This window comes from Streptomyces sp. NPDC018000 (assembly GCF_044328025.1).
Classification (GTDB): Bacteria; Actinomycetota; Actinomycetes; order Streptomycetales; family Streptomycetaceae; genus Streptomyces.
This window is the reverse complement of the sequence record NZ_JBIRGM010000026.1, coordinates 1-17904: the sequence shown is the minus strand read 5'-3', so window position 1 is coordinate 17904 and position 17904 is coordinate 1. Positions and strand designations below refer to the sequence as shown.

General features: G+C 68.3%; 12 protein-coding genes. 3 read left to right on the top strand and 9 right to left on the bottom strand.

The annotated features are described in order from the left end of the window. Window positions 1–80 precede the first annotated feature (80 nt). The 7 genes from ACH4EW_RS29220 to ACH4EW_RS29190 all read right to left on the bottom strand — a co-directional run bounded on the left by ACH4EW_RS29220 (window position 81) and on the right by ACH4EW_RS29190 (window position 11782). Window positions 81–3809, bottom strand: coding sequence for a ThuA domain-containing protein (locus tag ACH4EW_RS29220; RefSeq protein ID WP_398262003.1), 3729 nt, complete (start codon window positions 3807–3809; stop codon window positions 81–83). 562 nt (window positions 3810–4371) lie between these two features. Further along, a complete protein-coding gene (locus ACH4EW_RS29215) occupies window positions 4372–5376 on the bottom strand; it encodes a sugar phosphate isomerase/epimerase family protein (protein WP_398262001.1) in 1005 nt (334 codons plus the stop codon). Window positions 5377–5388: 12 nt separating this feature from the next. Further along, window positions 5389–6630 carry a Gfo/Idh/MocA family protein gene (locus ACH4EW_RS29210; RefSeq protein WP_398261999.1) on the bottom strand — a complete coding sequence of 414 codons (1242 nt, stop codon included), beginning with the start codon at window positions 6628–6630 and terminating at the stop codon, window positions 5389–5391. A 68-nt stretch (window positions 6631–6698) separates the two neighbouring features. Next, entirely contained in the window at window positions 6699–7736 is a 1038-nt protein-coding gene (locus tag ACH4EW_RS29205) for a substrate-binding domain-containing protein (protein ID WP_398261997.1), read from the bottom strand. Window positions 7737–7845: 109 nt separating this feature from the next. Continuing rightward, complete coding sequence (locus ACH4EW_RS29200) at window positions 7846–8895, bottom strand: ABC transporter permease (RefSeq protein WP_398261995.1); 1050 nt, start codon at window positions 8893–8895, stop codon at window positions 7846–7848. Next, entirely contained in the window at window positions 8892–10418 is a 1527-nt protein-coding gene (locus ACH4EW_RS29195) for a sugar ABC transporter ATP-binding protein (RefSeq protein WP_398261993.1), read from the bottom strand. The genes ACH4EW_RS29200 and ACH4EW_RS29195 overlap by 4 nt, the downstream gene beginning before the upstream one ends. 182 nt (window positions 10419–10600) lie before the next feature. Then, complete coding sequence (locus tag ACH4EW_RS29190) at window positions 10601–11782, bottom strand: ROK family protein (RefSeq protein WP_398261991.1); 1182 nt, start codon at window positions 11780–11782, stop codon at window positions 10601–10603. Between the two features lie 320 nt (window positions 11783–12102). On the opposite strand from ACH4EW_RS29190, the gene ACH4EW_RS29185 reads away from it, so the two are divergent. Then, window positions 12103–12648: a GNAT family N-acetyltransferase gene (locus tag ACH4EW_RS29185; protein WP_398261989.1), complete on the top strand. Its 546-nt coding sequence runs from the start codon at window positions 12103–12105 to the stop codon at window positions 12646–12648. A gap of 61 nt (window positions 12649–12709) precedes the next feature. On the opposite strand, the gene ACH4EW_RS29180 is transcribed toward ACH4EW_RS29185, so the two are convergent. Both ACH4EW_RS29180 and ACH4EW_RS29175 read right to left on the bottom strand, forming a co-directional pair. Further along, window positions 12710–13384: a class I SAM-dependent methyltransferase gene (locus tag ACH4EW_RS29180; RefSeq protein WP_398262053.1), complete on the bottom strand. Its 675-nt coding sequence runs from the start codon at window positions 13382–13384 to the stop codon at window positions 12710–12712. A 350-nt stretch (window positions 13385–13734) separates the two neighbouring features. Further along, window positions 13735–14685 carry a beta-ketoacyl-ACP synthase III gene (locus ACH4EW_RS29175; RefSeq protein ID WP_398261987.1) on the bottom strand — a complete coding sequence of 317 codons (951 nt, stop codon included), beginning with the start codon at window positions 14683–14685 and terminating at the stop codon, window positions 13735–13737. Between the two features lie 292 nt (window positions 14686–14977). On the opposite strand from ACH4EW_RS29175, the gene fdhD reads away from it, so the two are divergent. Both fdhD and ACH4EW_RS29165 read left to right on the top strand, forming a co-directional pair. Continuing rightward, window positions 14978–15826: a formate dehydrogenase accessory sulfurtransferase FdhD gene (fdhD, locus tag ACH4EW_RS29170; protein ID WP_398261985.1), complete on the top strand. Its 849-nt coding sequence runs from the start codon at window positions 14978–14980 to the stop codon at window positions 15824–15826. Window positions 15827–15940: 114 nt separating this feature from the next. Continuing rightward, window positions 15941–17740, top strand: a complete 1800-nt coding sequence (locus ACH4EW_RS29165) for an AMP-dependent synthetase/ligase (protein ID WP_398262051.1) — start codon at window positions 15941–15943, stop codon at window positions 17738–17740. Window positions 17741–17904 lie beyond the last annotated feature (164 nt).

Genomic DNA, 17904 nt, shown 5'->3' with positions numbered 1-17904 from the left:
CAGGATCGGATGGGGACGGCGGGCGGGCAGGATGTCCCTGCCCGCCCGCCCCCGGCCGGACGGTACTTTCGCAACACGCCCTATGCCGAGGGCAGTTCCTTCAGCTGGATGTTGCGGAAGGACACGTGGTCATCGGCACCGTGGTTCTGGATGCCGATGTAGCCGTCCTTCAGGCTCCGTACCGGATCGGTGTTGGTGAAGTCGTTGATCTTCACTCCGTTGAGGAAGACCTGGAGACGTTCGCCCTGGACCTTGATCTCGTAGCTGTTCCACTGGCCGGGCGGCCTCAGGACCCGGTCGCGGGCCCTGATGTCCGCGGCCTTGAAGGTGTAGATCGAGCCCGTGGTGCGGTCGGGTGCGTCGGTGGCGTCGATCTGGACCTCGTAGCCGTTGTTCACCGCGGACCACGGATCGTCGGACTCCGGGAAGCCCACGAAGACACCGGAGTTGTCGTCGCCCTGCATCTTCCAGTCGAGCTTGAGCGAGTACGACCCGAGTGCCTTGGCCTGGTACGTGAGCAGCCCCATGCCGCCCTCGGAGCGCAGTTCACCGTCGACAATGTCGAACTTTCCTGGGCCCGCCTGCTTCCAGCCTTCGAGTGTCCTGCCGTTGAAGATCGACCGGTAGCCGGTGACGGGCTTGCAGTCGGCCTGCACCTGACCGGCCGCGTACCGCATACCGCCGAGCAGCAGTTGGCGGAAGGCCGGTTCGGTGTACGACTCCTTGGTGTGGCCGAGGCCGGTGTAGAAGGAGCGGCCGCCCTGGTAGGTCTGGCACCAGGTGATCGGGTGATCGCCCTTCATGGTGCCTCCGGTGTAGGTCGTCTCGTCGAGCGTGGCGAGGACCTTGGCCTGACCGCGCGGGTTGGTGCGGTAGTTGTACCACTCGTCGGTGCGGTTCCACTCGGCGTCGAGGTGGGAGGTGGCCGGGTTGTTGTGGTCCTCGACACGGACGGTGGCGGGCTGGATCGCGGGGTGCGAGGAGAAGTGTGCCCCGACGAGTCCGCCGTAGAACGACCAGTCGTACTCGGTGTCCGCCGCCGCGTGGATGCCCATGTAGCCGCCGCCGGTGGCCACATAGTTCTCGAATGCCTTCTGCTGGTCGCCATTGAGCACATCACCGGTCGTCGACAGGAAGACGACGGCGTCGTAGCGCGCCAGGTTGCTGGTGGTGAACTGGCCGGCCGCCTCCGTGGCGTCGACGGTGATGTTGCTGTTCTTGCCGAGTTCCTTCAGTGCCGCGATGCCGTCGGCAATCGCGTCGTGCCGGAAGCCGGCCGTCTTCGAGAAGACGAGGACCCGCTTGGCGGTCCTGTCGGGGGCGCTGTTGGAGAGCTCGAAGTCGTCGATGTCGTAGAGCGCTCCGGTGCCTCCCTTGAAGACCAGGAAGAGTTCGGTGGACTTCTTCGGAACGCCGCGCAGCGGTACGTCGATGTCCTGGAAGTTGTCCCAGGCGCCGGTCACCGGTACGGGTGCGGAGCCGAGGATCGTGCCGGTCGGGGATCCGGACCGGACTTCCAGGAATCCGCCCACGCCGCCGGAGGAGATCCGGGCGGTCAGCTTGGTGGAGTCACCGAGGAGGTACGGCTTGAAGGAGATCCAGTCGTCGTTGTGGATGTTGCCGACGGTCTTTCCGCCGTGCGCGGTCGCCTTGTTCTGCGGTGCGACGCCGTAGGAGGCGCCGTAGTGCTCGGCCTGCCGGTGGCGCGGCTGCACCTCGGCCTGGTCGTGTCCGGACAGTGCGGCCTGGCCGCCGCCCCCGCCGTCCGTGTACGAGGCGTCGATGACTCCGAAGATATTGGCGTTGGGGTCGTGTCCGCCGTCCATCTCGGTCTTGATGGTGCCGGTGCAGCCGTTGGCCGTGGTGATGGGGTGACCGTGGCTGTCGTGGCCGAGGATGAACCGGACTTCGACCTTGGAGCAGTCGATGGTGCCGTCCTCGGGATCGGTGACGGTCACCTTGAACGGAATCTCGTCCCCGAAGGAGAACAACTGTCCGTCACCGGGGAGTTCGAGGTTCACCTTGGGGGCCGTGTTGCCGACCGTCACATGGATGTTCGCCGAGCCGGTGTGTCCGGTGGGGTCCTTGGCGGTGACGGTCGCGGTATAGGTGCCGTTCTTCTTGTACGTGTACGTGGGGTTGGCAACGGTCGACGTGCCGCCGTCGCCGAAGTCCCAGGTGTAGGTGAGAGCGTCACCGTCGGCGTCGGTGGTTCCGGCCGAGGAGAAGGCGACCTTGAGCGGTGCGGTGCCCGAGGTCTTGCCGGCGGTGGCCTTGGCGATCGGCGAGCGCCCGCCGGCGATGTTCTCGATGCGGTAGAGCGCCGAGTTCTGGTCGCCGCCGAAGAAGCCGGTTCCGTAGTCCAGGACGTACAGCGCACCGTCGGGTCCGAACGTCATGTCCATCACCTGGGTTCCCGACCACGGGAAGGCGTTGATGGACTTGACCGTGCCGTCGGATTCCTGGTCGATGCGCTTGATCCAGCGTCGGCCGAACTCTCCGGCGAAGAAGTTCCCGTCGTAGGCCTCGGGGAATTTCACGTCCGAGTCGAGGCCGGCGTCGTAGTGATAGACGGGTCCGCCCATCGGGGACTCGGAGCCGTTGCCGAACTCGGGCACGGACGCACCGTCGTACGGGATCCAGGCGGGCTCGGCCGGAGGAAGGTCGACCAGCCCGGTGTTGTACCGGGAAGTGTTCTTCGGTGCGGCGCAGTCGAAGGCCGCACCGGACGTCTTCGTCGCGAAGTCGTAGTCGATGTACGCGTCGTTCTTGCCTGCGCAGAACGGCCAGCCGAAGTTGCCGGCCTTGGTCACGCGGGCGAATTCGACCTGCCCGCCCGGCCCGCGCTTGGGGTCGGCCGCACCCGCGTCGGGCCCGTAGTCACCGACGTACACGATGCCGGTGGGCTTGTCGACGGTGAAGCGGAACGGGTTGCGGAAGCCCATCGCATAGATCTCGGGGCGGGTCTTGGGCGTGCCGGGGGCGAAGAGATTCCCCTCAGGGACGGTGTACGTGCCGTCGTCGGCAACCTTGATACGGAGAATCTTGCCACGCAGGTCGTTGGTGTTCCCGGAGCTGCGGCGGGCGTCGAACGCGGGGTTGCGATCGGGCCGCTCGTCGATCGGGGTGTAGCCGTCGGAGGCGAACGGGTTGGAGTCGTCGCCGGTCGACAGATACAGGTTGCCCTGAGCGTCGAAGTCGATGTCACCGCCGACATGGCAGCAGATGCCGCGCGAGGAAGGGATGTCGAGGACCTTCTTCTCGCTGGCGGTGTCGAGGGTGCCGTCCTGCTTGAGGACGAAACGCGAGAGCCGGTTCACTCCGTCGAACTTGGCGAAGTCGGCGGCGGTGCCGTTCTCGGGTGCGTCTCCGGACGGGGTGTTCAGCGGGGGCGCGTAGTACAGATAGATCGCCCGGTTCTCGCTGAAGTCCGGGTCGATGCCGACGCCTTGGAGGCCTTCCTCGTCGTGCGAGTAGACGGGGAGAACGCCGGAGAGCGTGGTGTTGCCTCCGCTGTCGGTGAGCCACACCTCGCCGCCGCGCGAGGTGTGCAGAACGCTGCGGTCGGGGAGCACCGCCAGCGTCATGGGCTCACCGGTCTCGGCAACGCCCTTGGCGAGAGTGACCTGCTGGAATTCCTCGGCCGCGGCGTCGGAGGCGGCCGGCGAGGACGGTCCCGCCGCGACCGCTCCGGGCGAGGCGCCCAGGGCGAGAGCGGCCGCGGCGAGCAGGCCACCGGTGAGCAGCGCGAGGGATTTACGGACTCGGAGCCGCGTTCTGTTCCTGCTTCTGGATCTGGTTCTGTGCACGAGTGTCCTCCGGAGAGTGCCGGTTGTACGGGCGGATGCTGCCGTGCCGGTTGTACGGGCGGATGCTGCCGTGCCGTTCAGCGCGGGGACTGCCGCGCAGGCCATTCGGGGCCTGTGGGGCGCCGGTGACCAGGGATGTGCCATGTACGCGATGAGGACGGTAGACCTGTTCGTCCGGAACGGAAAGCCCTGGCGCAACGGTCTTGTTGAACTTCTTCCCGCTCCAGGACAAACGGCCTCACCCACGATTGGCAGTGGGAGAAGGAGCAGTGCCTGGGGCCTTCGAATCCAAGGCGGAGGAAGGAGTGATGGCGGAGTCATCGCGACTGACGACAACGCGGGAGGCGAAGGTCCCAGGCGCTGCGACGCCGCTGCCAATCGTGGGTGAGGCCGAAAGAGGGAAGAGGGCAGGAATGAGCGCGGTGCGGCCCCGGGCCCTCTCCCCGTCCCCACCCCTCTTCCGGGCTCGACTCCACCCCGGACCCCGGTCCTCAACCTCCTGACGGACGTGGTTCGCCGTCCGAGGAACGCGGGTCCGGGGGCAGCGCCGGTGCGGCAGCGGTCAGTCGCCGCCTCCGAACGCCGCGTCGAACGACGCGGACGGTGGGTCGAAGTCATACCGCTTCAGCGTGGCAAGCGCTTCCGGCGCACCCGTCAGCCGGTCCATCCCCGCGTCCTCCCACTCGACGGAGACCGGCCCCTCGTACTCGATGGCCCGAAGCATCCGGAAGACGTCCTCCCACGGCACATCACCATGCCCGGCGGAGACGAAGTCCCAGCCGCGCCGCGGGTCGCCCCACGGCAGATGGGAGCCGAGGCGACCGTTACGGCCGTCCAGGCGCCTGCGTGCCTCCTTGCAGTCCACGTGGTAGATCCGGTCCCGGAAGTCGTAGAGGAAGTTGACCGGGTCGAGGTCCTGCCAGACGAAGTGGCTGGGGTCGAAGTTCAGCCCGAACGCGGCCCGGTGACCGACGGCCTCCAGTGCGCGGTGTGTGGTCCAGTAGTCGTACGCGATCTCGCTGGGGTGCACCTCGTGGGCGAACCGCACGCCCTGAGCGTCGAAGACGTCCAGGATCGGGTTCCAGCGCGCGGCGAAGTCCTCGTATCCCCGCTCGACCATGTGCGGCGGGACCGGCGGGAACATCGCGACCAGGTGCCAGATCGAGGAGCCGGTGAAGCCGATGACGGTACGCACCCCGAAGGCGGCGGCCGCGCGGGCGGTGTTCTTGATCTCCTCGGCGGCCCGGCGGCGTACTCCTTCGGGTTCACCGTCTCCCCAGATCCGCGCCGGCAGGATCCCCTGGTGCCGTTCATCGATCGGGTTGTCACAGACTGCCTGGCCGACGAGGTGGTTGGAGATCGCCCAGCACTTCAGTCCGTACTTGTCGAGCAGCTGCCGCCGCCCGTCCAGATAGCCGGGATCGGTTAGAGCCTTGTCGACCTCGAAGTGGTCGCCCCAGCAGGCAAGTTCGAGCCCGTCGTAGCCGAAGTCCCGGGCGAGCCGGCAGACCTCCTCCAGCGGCAGGTCGGCCCACTGGCCGGTGAAGAGTGTGAAGGGACGGGGCATGCGCAGGACCTCCTAGAGAACTACGGGGGTGTGTACGGAGTTCTTCTCGGCGCTCTCCTCCACCGCTGCGAGCACCCGCTGCACCTGAAGTCCGTCGGCGAACGACGGTGCGGGGGCGGCTCCTTCGGCGATCGTCCGCACCAGGTCACGGGCCTGGTGGATGAAGGTGTGCTCGTAGCCCAGGGCGTGGCCCGGCGGCCACCACGCCTCCAGGTAGGGGTGTTGGGGTTCGGTGACGAGAATGCGTCGGAACCCCGCCGCGGTGGCAGGTTCGGTGTGGTCGTGGAAGGACAGTTCGTTGAGCCGTTCCAGATCGAAGGCGAGCGAGCCGCGCTCCCCGTTGATCTCCAGCCGCAACGCGTTCTTCCGTCCGGCCGCCATCCGGGTCGTCTCGAACGAGGCCAGCGCCCCGGAGGCGAGCCGGCCGGTGAAGAGCGCAGCGTCGTCGACGGTCACAGCTCCTCGCGCTCCCGGGTCCGCGGCGCCGAAGAGCCCGGCCGACGGACCGGCGAGCAGCGGCCGTTCCGTCACGAAGGTCTCCCTGACCGCCGACACCCCGACCAGCAGCTCCCCCGCCAGATACTGTGCCAGGTCGACGATGTGCGCCCCCAGGTCGCCGAGCGCTCCCGAGCCGGCGTGTTCCCGCTTCAGCCTCCAGGTGAGCGGTGATTCGGGGTCCACGAGCCAGTCCTGGAGGTAGGTGGCGCGGACATGCCGCAGAGTGCCGATCCGCCCCTCGGCGATCAGCTGCCGGGCGTACGAGATAGCGGGCACCTTGCGGTAGTTGAAGCCCACCATCGCCACCTGGCCGCGGGCTGCCGCGCGCTCCGCTGCCTCGGTCATGGCCTCGGCCTCGGCGACCGTGTTGGCGAGCGGCTTCTCGCACAGCACGTGCTTGCCCGCCTCCAGGGCGGCGATGGCGATCTCGGCATGGCTGTCGCCGGGGGTGCAGATGTCGACGAGCTGCACATCGTCCCGGGCGATGAGGGCCCGCCAGTCGGTCTCCGCCGCTGCCCAGCCGTGGCGGGCCGCCGCGGCGTCGACCGCCGCCCGGTCGCGTCCGCAGATCGCGGCGAGATCCGGTTTCATCGGCAGCTCGAAGACGTGTCCCGCGGTGCGCCACCCCTGCGAGTGGGCGGCGCCCATGAACGCGTATCCGACCATGCCGATGCCGAGCGTCGGCGCACTCGTCATCGGCCGAAATGTGGGCGGTGGCGTTGCGGCCTCCTGATCCGTCTCTTCCCTACGGGCCATCCGGGCTTCCTCCTCGTCGGTCGTTCGATGGGTGCGGCAGGAGGGTCGGCACCCTCCTGCGGGGCGGATCAGCTGAAGCCCGTCGGCAGGTACTGGTCGATGTTCTCCTTGGTGACCACGGCCGAGTAGAGGGTGAGACCGGTCGGGATCTCCAGTTCGGCCAGGCCGCCGATGCCCTTGCCCTGTCCGAGGGCGCGGGCCAGGTCGATGGCGGACGCGGCCATCGTCGGCGGGTAGAGAACGGTGGCCTTCAGCACGCTGTTGTCGGCCTTGATGGCATCCATCGCGGACTTGGCCCCGGCGCCGCCGACCATCAGGAACTCGTCGCGGCCCGCCTGCTGGATGGCGCGCAGCGCGCCCACACCCTGGTCGTCGTCGTGGTTCCACAGGGCGTCGAACTTCTTCTGTGCCTGAAGGAGTTGGGCCATCTTCGCCTGGCCCGACTCCACGGTGAAATCAGCTGCCTGGCGGGCCACCAGTTTGATGTTGGGGTAGTTCTTCAGTGCGTCGGCGAAGCCCTGGCTGCGCTGCTTGGTGAGCTCCAGGTTGTCGATGCCGGCCAGCTCGACCACCTTGGCGTTCGCCTTGTCCTTGAGCTGCTCACCGATGTACGTACCGGCGTTGAGGCCCATGCCGTAGTTGTCGCCGCCGACCCAGCAGCGGTACGCCTGCGGCGAGGCGAAGATCCGGTCCAGGTTGACGACGGGGATGCCCGCCTTCATCGCTTCCAGACCGACCTGGGTGAGCGCCTTGCCGTCGGCAGGGAGGATGACGAGGACGTCGACCTTCTTGTTGATGAGGGTCTTGACCTGGCCGATCTGGGCGGCGGTGTCGTTGGAGCCCTCGGTGATCTCCAGGGTCACCTCGGAGTATTTCGCCGCCCGCGACTTGGCGTTCTCGTTGATGGCGTTGAGCCAGCCGTGGTCGGCCTGAGGGCCCGCGAAGCCGATGGTGACGGGCTTGCCGGGCTTGTCGTCGGCGGCGGGCTGATTGCTCTGCGCGGTCTGGGATTTCTTGGGCTCGTTGCTGGTGCAGGCGGTGAGGAGGGCGCCCGCGGAGGCGGCCGCGGTGCCGAAGAGCAGTCGTCTGCGGCTGGTTTCTGGCATGGCTGTCAAACCCTTCATCCGGTGCATGACATGTCACACATGGCGTACGGGCGGTGGGTGGGATGGAGAAGCGGAGCTGCCGGGAGTGCGCCCGACAGGCTCTGAGGGCTCAGGTCTCCCCGTGCGCCGATGTGCGGCGCTGTACCAGGACGGCGGCGACGATGATCGCACCCTTGGCGATCTGCTGGACGTCGCTCTGCAGATTGTTGAGAGCGAAGATGTTGGTGATGGTGGTGAAGACGAGGACGCCGAGCACAGAGCCGACGATGGTGCCGCGTCCACCGCTGAGCAGGGTGCCGCCGATGATCGCTGCGGCGATGGCATCGAGCTCGTAAAGATTGCCGTTGGTGTTCTGTCCCGAGCCGGACAGGATGATCAGCATGAATGCGGCGATGCCGCAGCACAGTCCGGAGAGCAGATAGAGACAGAGCCGCTGCCGTCGTACGTCGATGCCGGCCAGCCTGGCCGCTTCCGCGTTGCCGCCGACCGCGACGGTACGCCGTCCGAAGGTCGTACGGTTCAGCACCAGCCAACCGATGAAGGTCACCGCGGCGAACATCATGACCAGGGGCGGGATGCCGAGGACGTACGAGTCGGGCAGGCCCAGGTCGAGGACCGACTTGACGGTGACGATCTGGGTCTTGCCGTCGGTGATCTGGAGGGCCAGCCCGCGGGCCGAGGCGAGCATGGCCAGCGTCGCGATGAATGGCACCATCCGGCCATAGGCGATGAGCACCCCGTTCACCAGCCCGGCACCGAGCCCGACGATCACGGCGGTGAACAGAATCCCCGCGAAGCCGTACTCCTGGGTGGCGAGCGTGGTCGCCCAGACGGAGGCGAGCGCGACCATCGCACCGACCGACAGGTCGATGCCGCCACTGGTGATGACAAAGGTCATCCCGACGGTGACGACGCCGATGACGGACGACTGGGTCAGGATCAGCTGAAGGTTCCCGGTGTCCAGAAAGGCATCGGGCTCGGTGAATCCGCCGACGGCGACAAGTACGGCGAGAACGCCGAGGAGCGAGAGGTTACGGACGTCCGCGCGCAGGCCGAAGGTGCGCGAAGGTCCGCCCTTCTTACGGGGTTCGGCGACCGAGGCGGGGGTGGCCCCCTTTTCCGGCCCGCCCTGCTGCGCCGAGGAGACGGGCTGCGTCATGACGTCGGGCTCCCTTCGATGACCAGGTCGAGTACGCGGTGCTCGTCGAGCTCCCGGGCGTCCGCGGTATGCACGACGCGGCCCTCGCGGAGCACCAGCACCCGGTCGGCGAGGCCCAGCACTTCGGGCACCTCGCTGGAGACGAGCAGCACTGCGAGGCCTTCGTCGGCCAGCCGGCGGATCACGGCGTAGAGCTCGGCGCGCGCGCCGACATCGACACCGCGGGTCGGTTCGTCGAGCAGCAGGACCCGGCAGCCGCGCAGCAGCCAGCGGGCCAGGACGGCCTTCTGCTGATTGCCGCCGGAGAGCGTGCGGACGGGGGTGTCCGGGTTGTCGGGGCGCAGTGAGAGTTCGCGGGTGGCGGCGCGGGCCGCCCCGCGCTCGGCCCTGTGGTCCATCCAGCCGGCCCGGGAGAAGCGGGACATCGAAGAGACGGAGACGTTACGGGTGACGGATTCGAGCATCAGCAGGGCCTGCGCCTTGCGTTCCTCGGGGGCGAGCCCGATGCCGGCGGCGACGGCCGCGCGCACGCTGCCGGGCCGGAGCTGTTTGCCTGCCACGGTGACCCGCCCGGCACTCGGCTTGCGGGCACCGTAGACGGTCTCCAGGACCTCGGAACGCCCCGAGCCGACGAGTCCGGCCAGACCGACGATCTCGCCGGGCCTCAGTTCCAGGTCCACCGGGGCGAATTCGCCCTTCCTGGCCAGTCCTTCGACCTTCAGCACCGGCTCCGCCACTGCTGCTTCCGCGCTGCCCGTGGAGCGTGGCGGGAAGACGTATTCGACCTTGCGGCCGGTCATCATGGCAACGATGTCGCGTGTCGGTGTGGACTTGGCGGGCAGTCCCACGACGACTGCGCGGCCGTCCTTGAGCACGGTCACCCGGTCGCCGATCCGGCGGATCTCCTCCAGGCGGTGCGAGATGTACACGACGGCGACCCCGTCGGCGGTGAGGGCGTCGACGACACGGAAGAGGTTGTCGACCTCGTCGGGGTCGAGTGCGGCGGACGGCTCGTCCATCACGATGAGCCGTACGTCGTGGGAGAGCGCCCGTGCCATGGAGACGATCTGCTGCTGGGCGGCGGACAGTTCGCCGACCGCCCGGGCCGGGTCGATCTCCGGGTGGCCCAGACGCTTCAGCAGTGCGGCGGCCGCCATGCGGCCCTCGCGGGTGCGGACGACGAAGCGGGCGGTGGTGGGTTCATGGCCGAGGAAGACGTTCTCGGCGACCGACATACCCTCGACCAGGTCGAGTTCCTGGTAGATGGTGGCGATGCCCAGGCGCATCGCGGCGATGGGCGACTTGAGCGCGGCCGGTGCGCCGCGCCAGGTGATCTCGCCGCCGTCGGGCTGATGCGCCCCGGCGAGCACCTTGATGAGGGTGGACTTGCCGGCGCCGTTCTGCCCGAGGAGACAGTGGACTTCGCCGGCCTGGACCTCCAGGTCCACGCCGTCGAGGGCGCGTACTCCGGGGAACGATTTGGTGATGCCGGACATGGTGAGCAGGGGTGGTTCTGGTGCCATGACGATCCCCTCGGCGAATGGGGTCTCCCCTGCTCGAGCGCAGCCGAGAGCTTGGGGAAGGCCGGTGAGCAAGCAGGGCTGTACCAGGTGCGGCGGTGCAGATGTCTCCGGTATCTCAGGTATTTCCGGTGTTTCGGGTATTTCCGGTGTGTGCCGATGTACTGCCGGCCCGGAAGTCAGGGTCAGGCCGGTGAGAACAGGTGGTCGCTGATGAGGCGGGCAGCGCCGATCACTCCGGCGGCCGGCCCCAACTCGCCCAGCACGATGGGAAGATTGCCGGTGGCCAATGGCAGCGACTGCCGGTAGACCTGGGTCCGGACGCTGGCGAGCAGCGTGTGGCCGAGGCCGGTCACACCGCCGCCGATCACCACCAGTCCGGGATTGAAGAAGCTGACGAGTCCCGCGATGACCTGGCCGACCCGGTTGCCGCCTTCGCGGATCAGGTCGAGCGAGGTGGCGTCGCCGGCGGCCGCGGCGGCGGCCACATCGGCGGCGGTGAGCTTTCCGGCCGCCTCCAGCCGGCCCGCGAGTTCCGCCGACTGCCCGGCACGCGCCGCGTCCTCGGCGTCGCGGGCGAGCGCGGCACCGCTGAAGTGGGCTTCCAGGCAGCCCCGGTTGCCGCAGGCGCAGGCGCGTCCTTCGGGTTCGACCTGGATGTGGCCGATGTCTCCGGCGCTGCCCGTCGTACCGCGGTGGACGTCGCCGCCGACGACGATGCCGCAGCCGATGCCCGTACCGATCTTGACGCAGAGGAAGTCGCCCACGGAGCGTGCGACGCCCGCGTGCTGCTCCCCCATCGCCATCAGGTTCACATCGTTGTCGACCATGACGGGGCAGCCCAGTTCCTGGCTGAGCGCCTCGCGGACCGGGAAGCCGTCCCAGCCGGGCATGATCGGCGGTGCGACCGGTACCCCTTCGGGGAAGCGGACCGGTCCGGGCACACCGATGCCCGCGCCGTCGAAGCCTTCGGCCAGCCCGGAGGCCCGCAGCTTGGCCGCCATGGACAGCACCTGCTCGAAGACGGCGACGGGCCCTTCGCGCACGTCCATGGGGTGGTTGAGGTGGCCCAAAACCTCCAACTCGGCGTTGGTGACGGCCACATCGACGGATGTGGCACCGATGTCGACGCCGAGGAAGCGCAGCTGCGGCGCCAGCCGGATGTTGTGCGAGCGACGCCCTCCGCGGGATGCGGCGAGTCCGTCGGCCACGACGAGCCCGGTCTCCAGCAGCCTGTCGACCTCGACGGCGAGCTTGGAGCGGGAGAGGTCGACCTGATCCCCCAGCTGAGCCCGTGAGTTGGGCCCGCCGTCGCGCAACAGCCCGAGCAGTCGCGCCTGATGTGCATTCGCGGGTCGTGCCGTCATACGTCTCACACGCCCCTCCCCGCCACATCGGCCTGTCCGTCGGGCTTTCGAGGGGAACGTAGCAGCGGTTGCCGGGAGTGGGAAGAAGTTGCGCAGGAATCCGCTACAACTTTCTCCACACCGAGGACAAAGCCGTTCGGCCGGTCGTGGGCCGGCCACCGGCACAGGAGACGTTCGAAGCGCGTACCGGGACGGGCCGGGCCGGAATTCATCGGTGCCGAATCGGGCCGTCCAGGGCCGCCCACGCCACCGAGGTCGGCCGCCGGAACTCAAAAAGCTGACTCATCCCGATGTCAGACCCCGCTGACATGCTGCTTTTCATGACGCACAAACGCATACCCGACCTCGTCCAGATCACCGAAGCCCAGGAGGTCACTCCCGAACTCCGACGTCAGCTGATCGAATGCTGGATCGCAGTCACCAACGCGGGCGGCGCCGCCGGCTTCCCCTTCCCACCCGTCGAAGACCACGACGTCGCGCCCGTCACGGACAAGCTCCTCAGCCGCCTCCACCCACAACACAGCCGACTCATCACCGCCAGATTCGACGATGTTCTTGCCGGATGGGTCGTCCTCAACCGTGACCCCTACCGGCTCGTCGGGCACTGGGGCACGGTCAACCACCTTCAAGCCCACCCCGAATTCCGCGGACGCGGCGTCGGCTCCGCCCTCATGTGTGAGCTGCGGAAGATCGCCCGCACCGAACTGTGGCTCGAACAGCTCCATCTCGCGGCCCGGGGAGACGAGGGGCTGGAGGATTTCTACAGCCGACTCGGATGGCGTGAGGTCGGTCGCTGGCCCGGGGCACTCCGCCTCGCGCCCAACGACACCCGGGACGAGGTCCTGATGCTCCTCGATCCCCTCTGAGCCCTGATCACGAGTCGACGCCTGGAGCCCAACGGTTTTCCGCCCGGCAGGCCGGGTGCGGTCACGCGTTCGGCTGGGCAGACCCTGCCTCGGATTTGCGGGCGAGCAGGTGAATCTCCTTGAACTGTCGCCGGTCGGTGGGCTGAGGCTCGCGAACCATCCGGGCCACCTCGACCAAACCGGCCGTGCGCAACATCGCGGCGAGGTGATCAGGCGACCACCGATAGGCGGGTGCGACTGCGTGATCGAAGACCTGCGTCGAGTGAGACGGGTCGTCGCTGGCCGAAAAGCCGACCAGAAGGTGGCCGCCAGGTGCCAGCACACGGTGGAACTCCGCCAAGATGAAGGGGAGTTCTCGCGGCGGAGTGTGGATGATGGACCAACGTGAAAGTACACCTCCCAGCGCGCCGTCAGCGATGTCCAACGCGGCCATCGAGCCCACGTCGAACCGCAGGCCCGGGTAAGCCTGTCGAGCTGACTTGATCATCGCAGGAGAGGCATCAACGCCAAACGCCGCCAGCCCCAGCCCATCCAGATGAGCGGTGATATGGCCGGGCCCGCACCCCAGATCTGCGACCCGACCGTCCCCACTCGCACTGACGACCTCGACGAAGGCACTCAAAATCGCGCGGTCCAAAGGCCTGTCACGCAGTTCGTCGCGGAACAGCTGCGCGTACATAGGGGCAGCGGCGTCGTAGGCCTCGCGGGTGACACTGAGGGCATTGTGTTCGATCACGCTCACGACCGTAGTCCCTGGCGCTGAGGCGAGCCAGAGAATCACGATCTTCCCTCCCGCCCGTTCGCCTGGGCCATCGGTAGTTCAGAGAAGGGACCGGTACGGGGTGGGCGTCGACCGCGTCAGCGACATCGACGACGACCGGCTGAGGATGATCCGGAAACTGCTGGGCACCCTGCCACTGATCCGCCGGCCCGCCGACGCCCGGCGCGGCCTGTGGCAGTCCGAGGAGGTCCGGCCCGCCCCCGACGACGACGGTGGGGGCCCGGCACACCGCCGGCCGCGCCCACCGCACCCTGGGCGGGCCGCAGATCGACCCGGCCCTCGGTGCTCAGCCGCTGCAACGCCCCTCAGGGGCAGCGGATCACCTGACCCGCGTACGAAAGATTCCCACCAAAGCCGAAAAGCAGCACCGGCGCTCCGCTGTGGACCTCACCGCGTTCCACCAGCTTGGAGAGGGCCATCGGGATAGAGGCCGCGGATGTGTTGCCGGAATCCACTACGTCCCGGGCGATGACCGCATTGACCGCACCGATCTTCCTGGCGACCGGTTCAATGATCCTCAGATTGGCCTGATGCAGTACCACCGCGGCCAGGTCCTCGGGGGCGACACCGGCCTTTTCGCACACCTTGCGGGCGATGGGCGGCAACTGCGTGGTGGCCCAGCGGTACACGGACTGCCCCTCCTGCGCGAACCGCGGGGGCGTCCCCTCGATCCGTACCGCGTTCCCCATCTCCGGCACCGATCCCCACAGAACGGGGCCGATCCCGGGCCGGTCGCCGCCGTCCGGGTCCGCGACGACGACCGCCGCACCGGCTCCGTCACCGAGCAGGACACAGGTACTGCGGTCGGTCCAGTCCGCGATGTCCGCCATCTTGTCGGCGCCGATGACAAGGACATGCTCGGCCGCGCCCGCTCTGATCGCATGGTCGGCTGTGGCGAGTGCGTGAGTGAAGCCGGAGCAGACGACGTTGATGTCCATCACCGCGGGCATGCCCATGCCGAGCCGGGCGGCGACCCGCGCCGACATGCTCGGTGATCGGTCGATCGCGGTGGAGGTCGCGACAAGAACCAGATCGACTTCGGCGGGCTGCAGCCCCGCCGCGGCGAGCGCCTTGGCCCCCGCGTGCGCGGCCATCTCGTCCACCGGCTCGTCAGGGCCTCCGACATGGCGAGTCTTGATGCCGACGCGACTGGTGATCCACTCGTCACTGGTGTCGACCATGGCCGCCAGATCGTCGTTGGTCAGCACCTTGGCAGGCTGATAGTGGCCGAGCGCCACGACACGTGAGCCGGTCATGTACAAGATCCCCTCGCTACATAGGGCAGGAACCATCCAGTGTTGGTCGCTACTGCCCGGTACGGGGGCACGTGATCCCACAGGAATAGCATCCGGTCGTTGGAGGCTTGACGACAGCCTTGACCACCCAGAAGGCATACTGTAGGCCGCATTGTGGCCAGATGCGGGCCGCGGGCGCAGTCCCGGAGAACGCCTGCCGGACCTCTCCGCACGACGATCCGGTGACCCACGGCAACCTCTGCGTCAAGGCCCGGTTCGGCTTCCAACACGTACAGAATCGGGTTTAACCGCTATGGGACGGGTCACCGAACGTCGCCGCACCATCCGTATCCGGGACGGGGCCGTCTCCACGCGCCCCGACACGCTCGTCGCCGAAGAGCCCCTGGAGATCCGGCTGAACGGCAAGCCGCTCGCCATCACGATGCGCACGCCGGGCGACGACTTCGCGCTGGCGGCGGGGTTCCTGGTGAGCGAGGGCGTGATCGGTGACGGCTCCGAGGTGCAGTCGATCGTCTACTGCGCCGGGGCCACGGCGGACGGCGTCAACACGTACAACGTCGTGGATGTGAAGCTCGCCCCCGGCGTCCCGCTCCCTGACATCACACTCGAACGCAATGTGTACACCACGTCGTCCTGCGGGCTGTGCGGCAAGGCGAGCCTGGACGCGGTACGCACCACGACCCGGCATCCGGTCGCCGACGCTCCCCCGGTCCGGGTCGAGCCCGCCCTGCTCGCCGCCCTCCCCGACCGGCTGCGCGCCGCGCAGCATGTCTTCGACCGGACCGGGGGGCTGCACGCGGCGGCGCTGTTCTCCGAGACGGGTGAGCTGCTCGACATCCGCGAGGACGTCGGCCGGCACAACGCGGTCGACAAACTGGTCGGCCGGGCTCTGACCGACCACCGGCTGCCGCTGTCCCGGGCGATTCTGCTGGTGTCGGGGCGGGCCTCGTTCGAGCTGGCCCAGAAGGCGGTGATGGCGGGGATCCCGATGCTCGCGGCTGTCTCGGCACCGTCGTCCCTGGCCGTCGATCTGGCGGCCGAGACCGGACTGACCCTCGTCGGCTTTCTGCGGGGTCCTTCCATGAACGTGTACGCGGGTGAGCACCGCATTGCCCTGGGGACGACGGTCGGCCAGGGCTGAGAACCTGTCCGCCGTTACGGGGCCCTCCCGCCGCGCCGCCCGGTGGGGTAGCGTCACGGCGCTGTGCGGAGCGCCACAAGGAGCAGGTCATTGCGCGAGTTCACTGTCCCACCCATGGCGGCCGCGCCCCTCGTGGGCGGGCTGGCCGATGTGGTGTTCGACTACGCCGAAGACGATCCGCACCGGGTCGCGCTCGGCCGAAAAGACGCGAGCGGACACTGGCAGGATGTCACTGCGGCGACGTTCCGCGACGAGGTGCTGGCGCTCGCCAAGGGGCTGATCGCGCACGGCGTCAGATTCGGCGACCGGGTGGCCCTGCTGTCGCGTACGCGCTACGAGTGGACGCTCTTCGACTTCGCGCTGTGGACGGTCGGCGCCCAGTCCGTGCCGGTCTACCCGACGTCCTCGGCCGAACAGGTCTTCTGGATGATGCACGACGCCGGTGTGTCCGCCGTCGTGGTCGAGCACGAGGACCATGCGATGACGGTCGCGACGGTGATCGACCGGCTGCCGCAGCTCAAACGGCTCTGGCAGTTGGACGCGGGCGCGGTGACCGAGCTTGTCGACGCGGGCACCCATGTCGAGGACGAGGTGGTGCACCGCCACAGGCGCGCGGTGAGGCCCGAGTCGGTGGCGACCGTCATCTACACCTCGGGTACGACGGGACGTCCCAAGGGCTGTGTGATCACGCATGCCAACTTCATGTTCGAGACGGACACCATGGCCTCCCGCTGGGAGCCGGTCTTCCGCTCCAAGCCGGGCGACGAGGCCGCCACTCTCCTTTTCCTGCCGCTGGCGCATGTCTTCGGCAGGATGGTGGAGCTCGCCGCGGTCCGCGGCCGGGTGAAGCTGGGCCATCAGCCGGAGATGTCGGCGAAGGCGCTGATGCCGGACCTGGTGTCGTTCCGGCCGACGTTCATCCTGGCGGTGCCGCACATCTTCGAGAAGGTCTTCGACGCCGCCCGGCGCAAGGCCGAGGCGGAGGGCAGGGCCGAGCCGTTCGACAAGGCCGTGGACATCGCGGTGAAGTACGCCGAGGCGGTGGAGGCGCGGGCGTTCGGGACCGGCCCGCGGCCGTCCGCCGGGCTGCGGATGCAGCACCAGTTCTTCGACAAGGTCGTGTACAGGAAGGTTCGCGAGGCGATGGGCGGCCGGATCCGGCACGCCATGTCCGGCGGTTCGGGGATGCAGCGGCGGCTCGGGCTGTTCTTCGAAGGTGCGGGCATCACGGTGTACGAGGGGTACGGGCTGACCGAGTCGACCGCGGCGGCCACCGCCAATCCGCCGGAGCGCACCCGGTACGGCACGGTGGGGCAGCCGATCCCCGGCACCACCGTGCGCATCGCCGGGGACGGCGAGGTTTGGGTGCACGGCGACAATGTGTTCGCGGGCTATCTGGGCGACCCGAAGGCCACCGCCGCAGTGCTGCGCGACGGGTGGCTGGCCACCGGGGATCTGGGTGCGCTCGACGAGGACGGCTATCTGACGATCACCGGGCGGAAGAAGGAGATCCTGGTGACGTCGGGCGGCAAGAGTGTGTCGCCGGCCGGCCTGGAGGAGCGGGTACGGGCGCATCCACTGGTCGCGCAGTGCATCGTGGTCGGCAATGACCGGCCGTACATCGCGGCGCTGGTGACGGTGGACCGGGAATCGGTGGACCACTGGCTGTCCATGCAGGGGCGGCCGCCGATGAGACCGGAGGATCTGGTGCGTGATCCGGACCTGGAGATGGAGGTCCGGCGGGCGGTGGTGGCCGCCAACACAGCGGTGTCCCAGGCCGAGTCGATCCGTACGTTCCGGATCCTGGCGCATCCGTTCAGCGAGGAGCAGGGTCTGCTCACGCCGTCCCTGAAGCTGAAGCGCAAGGCGATCGAGACGGCGTACGCGGCGGAGGTCGACGCGCTGTACCGCTGAGGCGCGGCCGTGCCTCAGCGGTGGAGCACGCACGTGCTACCGGGATTCATTCGCAGTGCATCGGCCTGAAGGATTCTGCTGAGAAAGGCGTGATTCGAGTAGGGGTGGGGTCGTTGGTCCCTCACGATTGCCGGGATCGTGGGTGGGAGGGCCGACAGGAATGT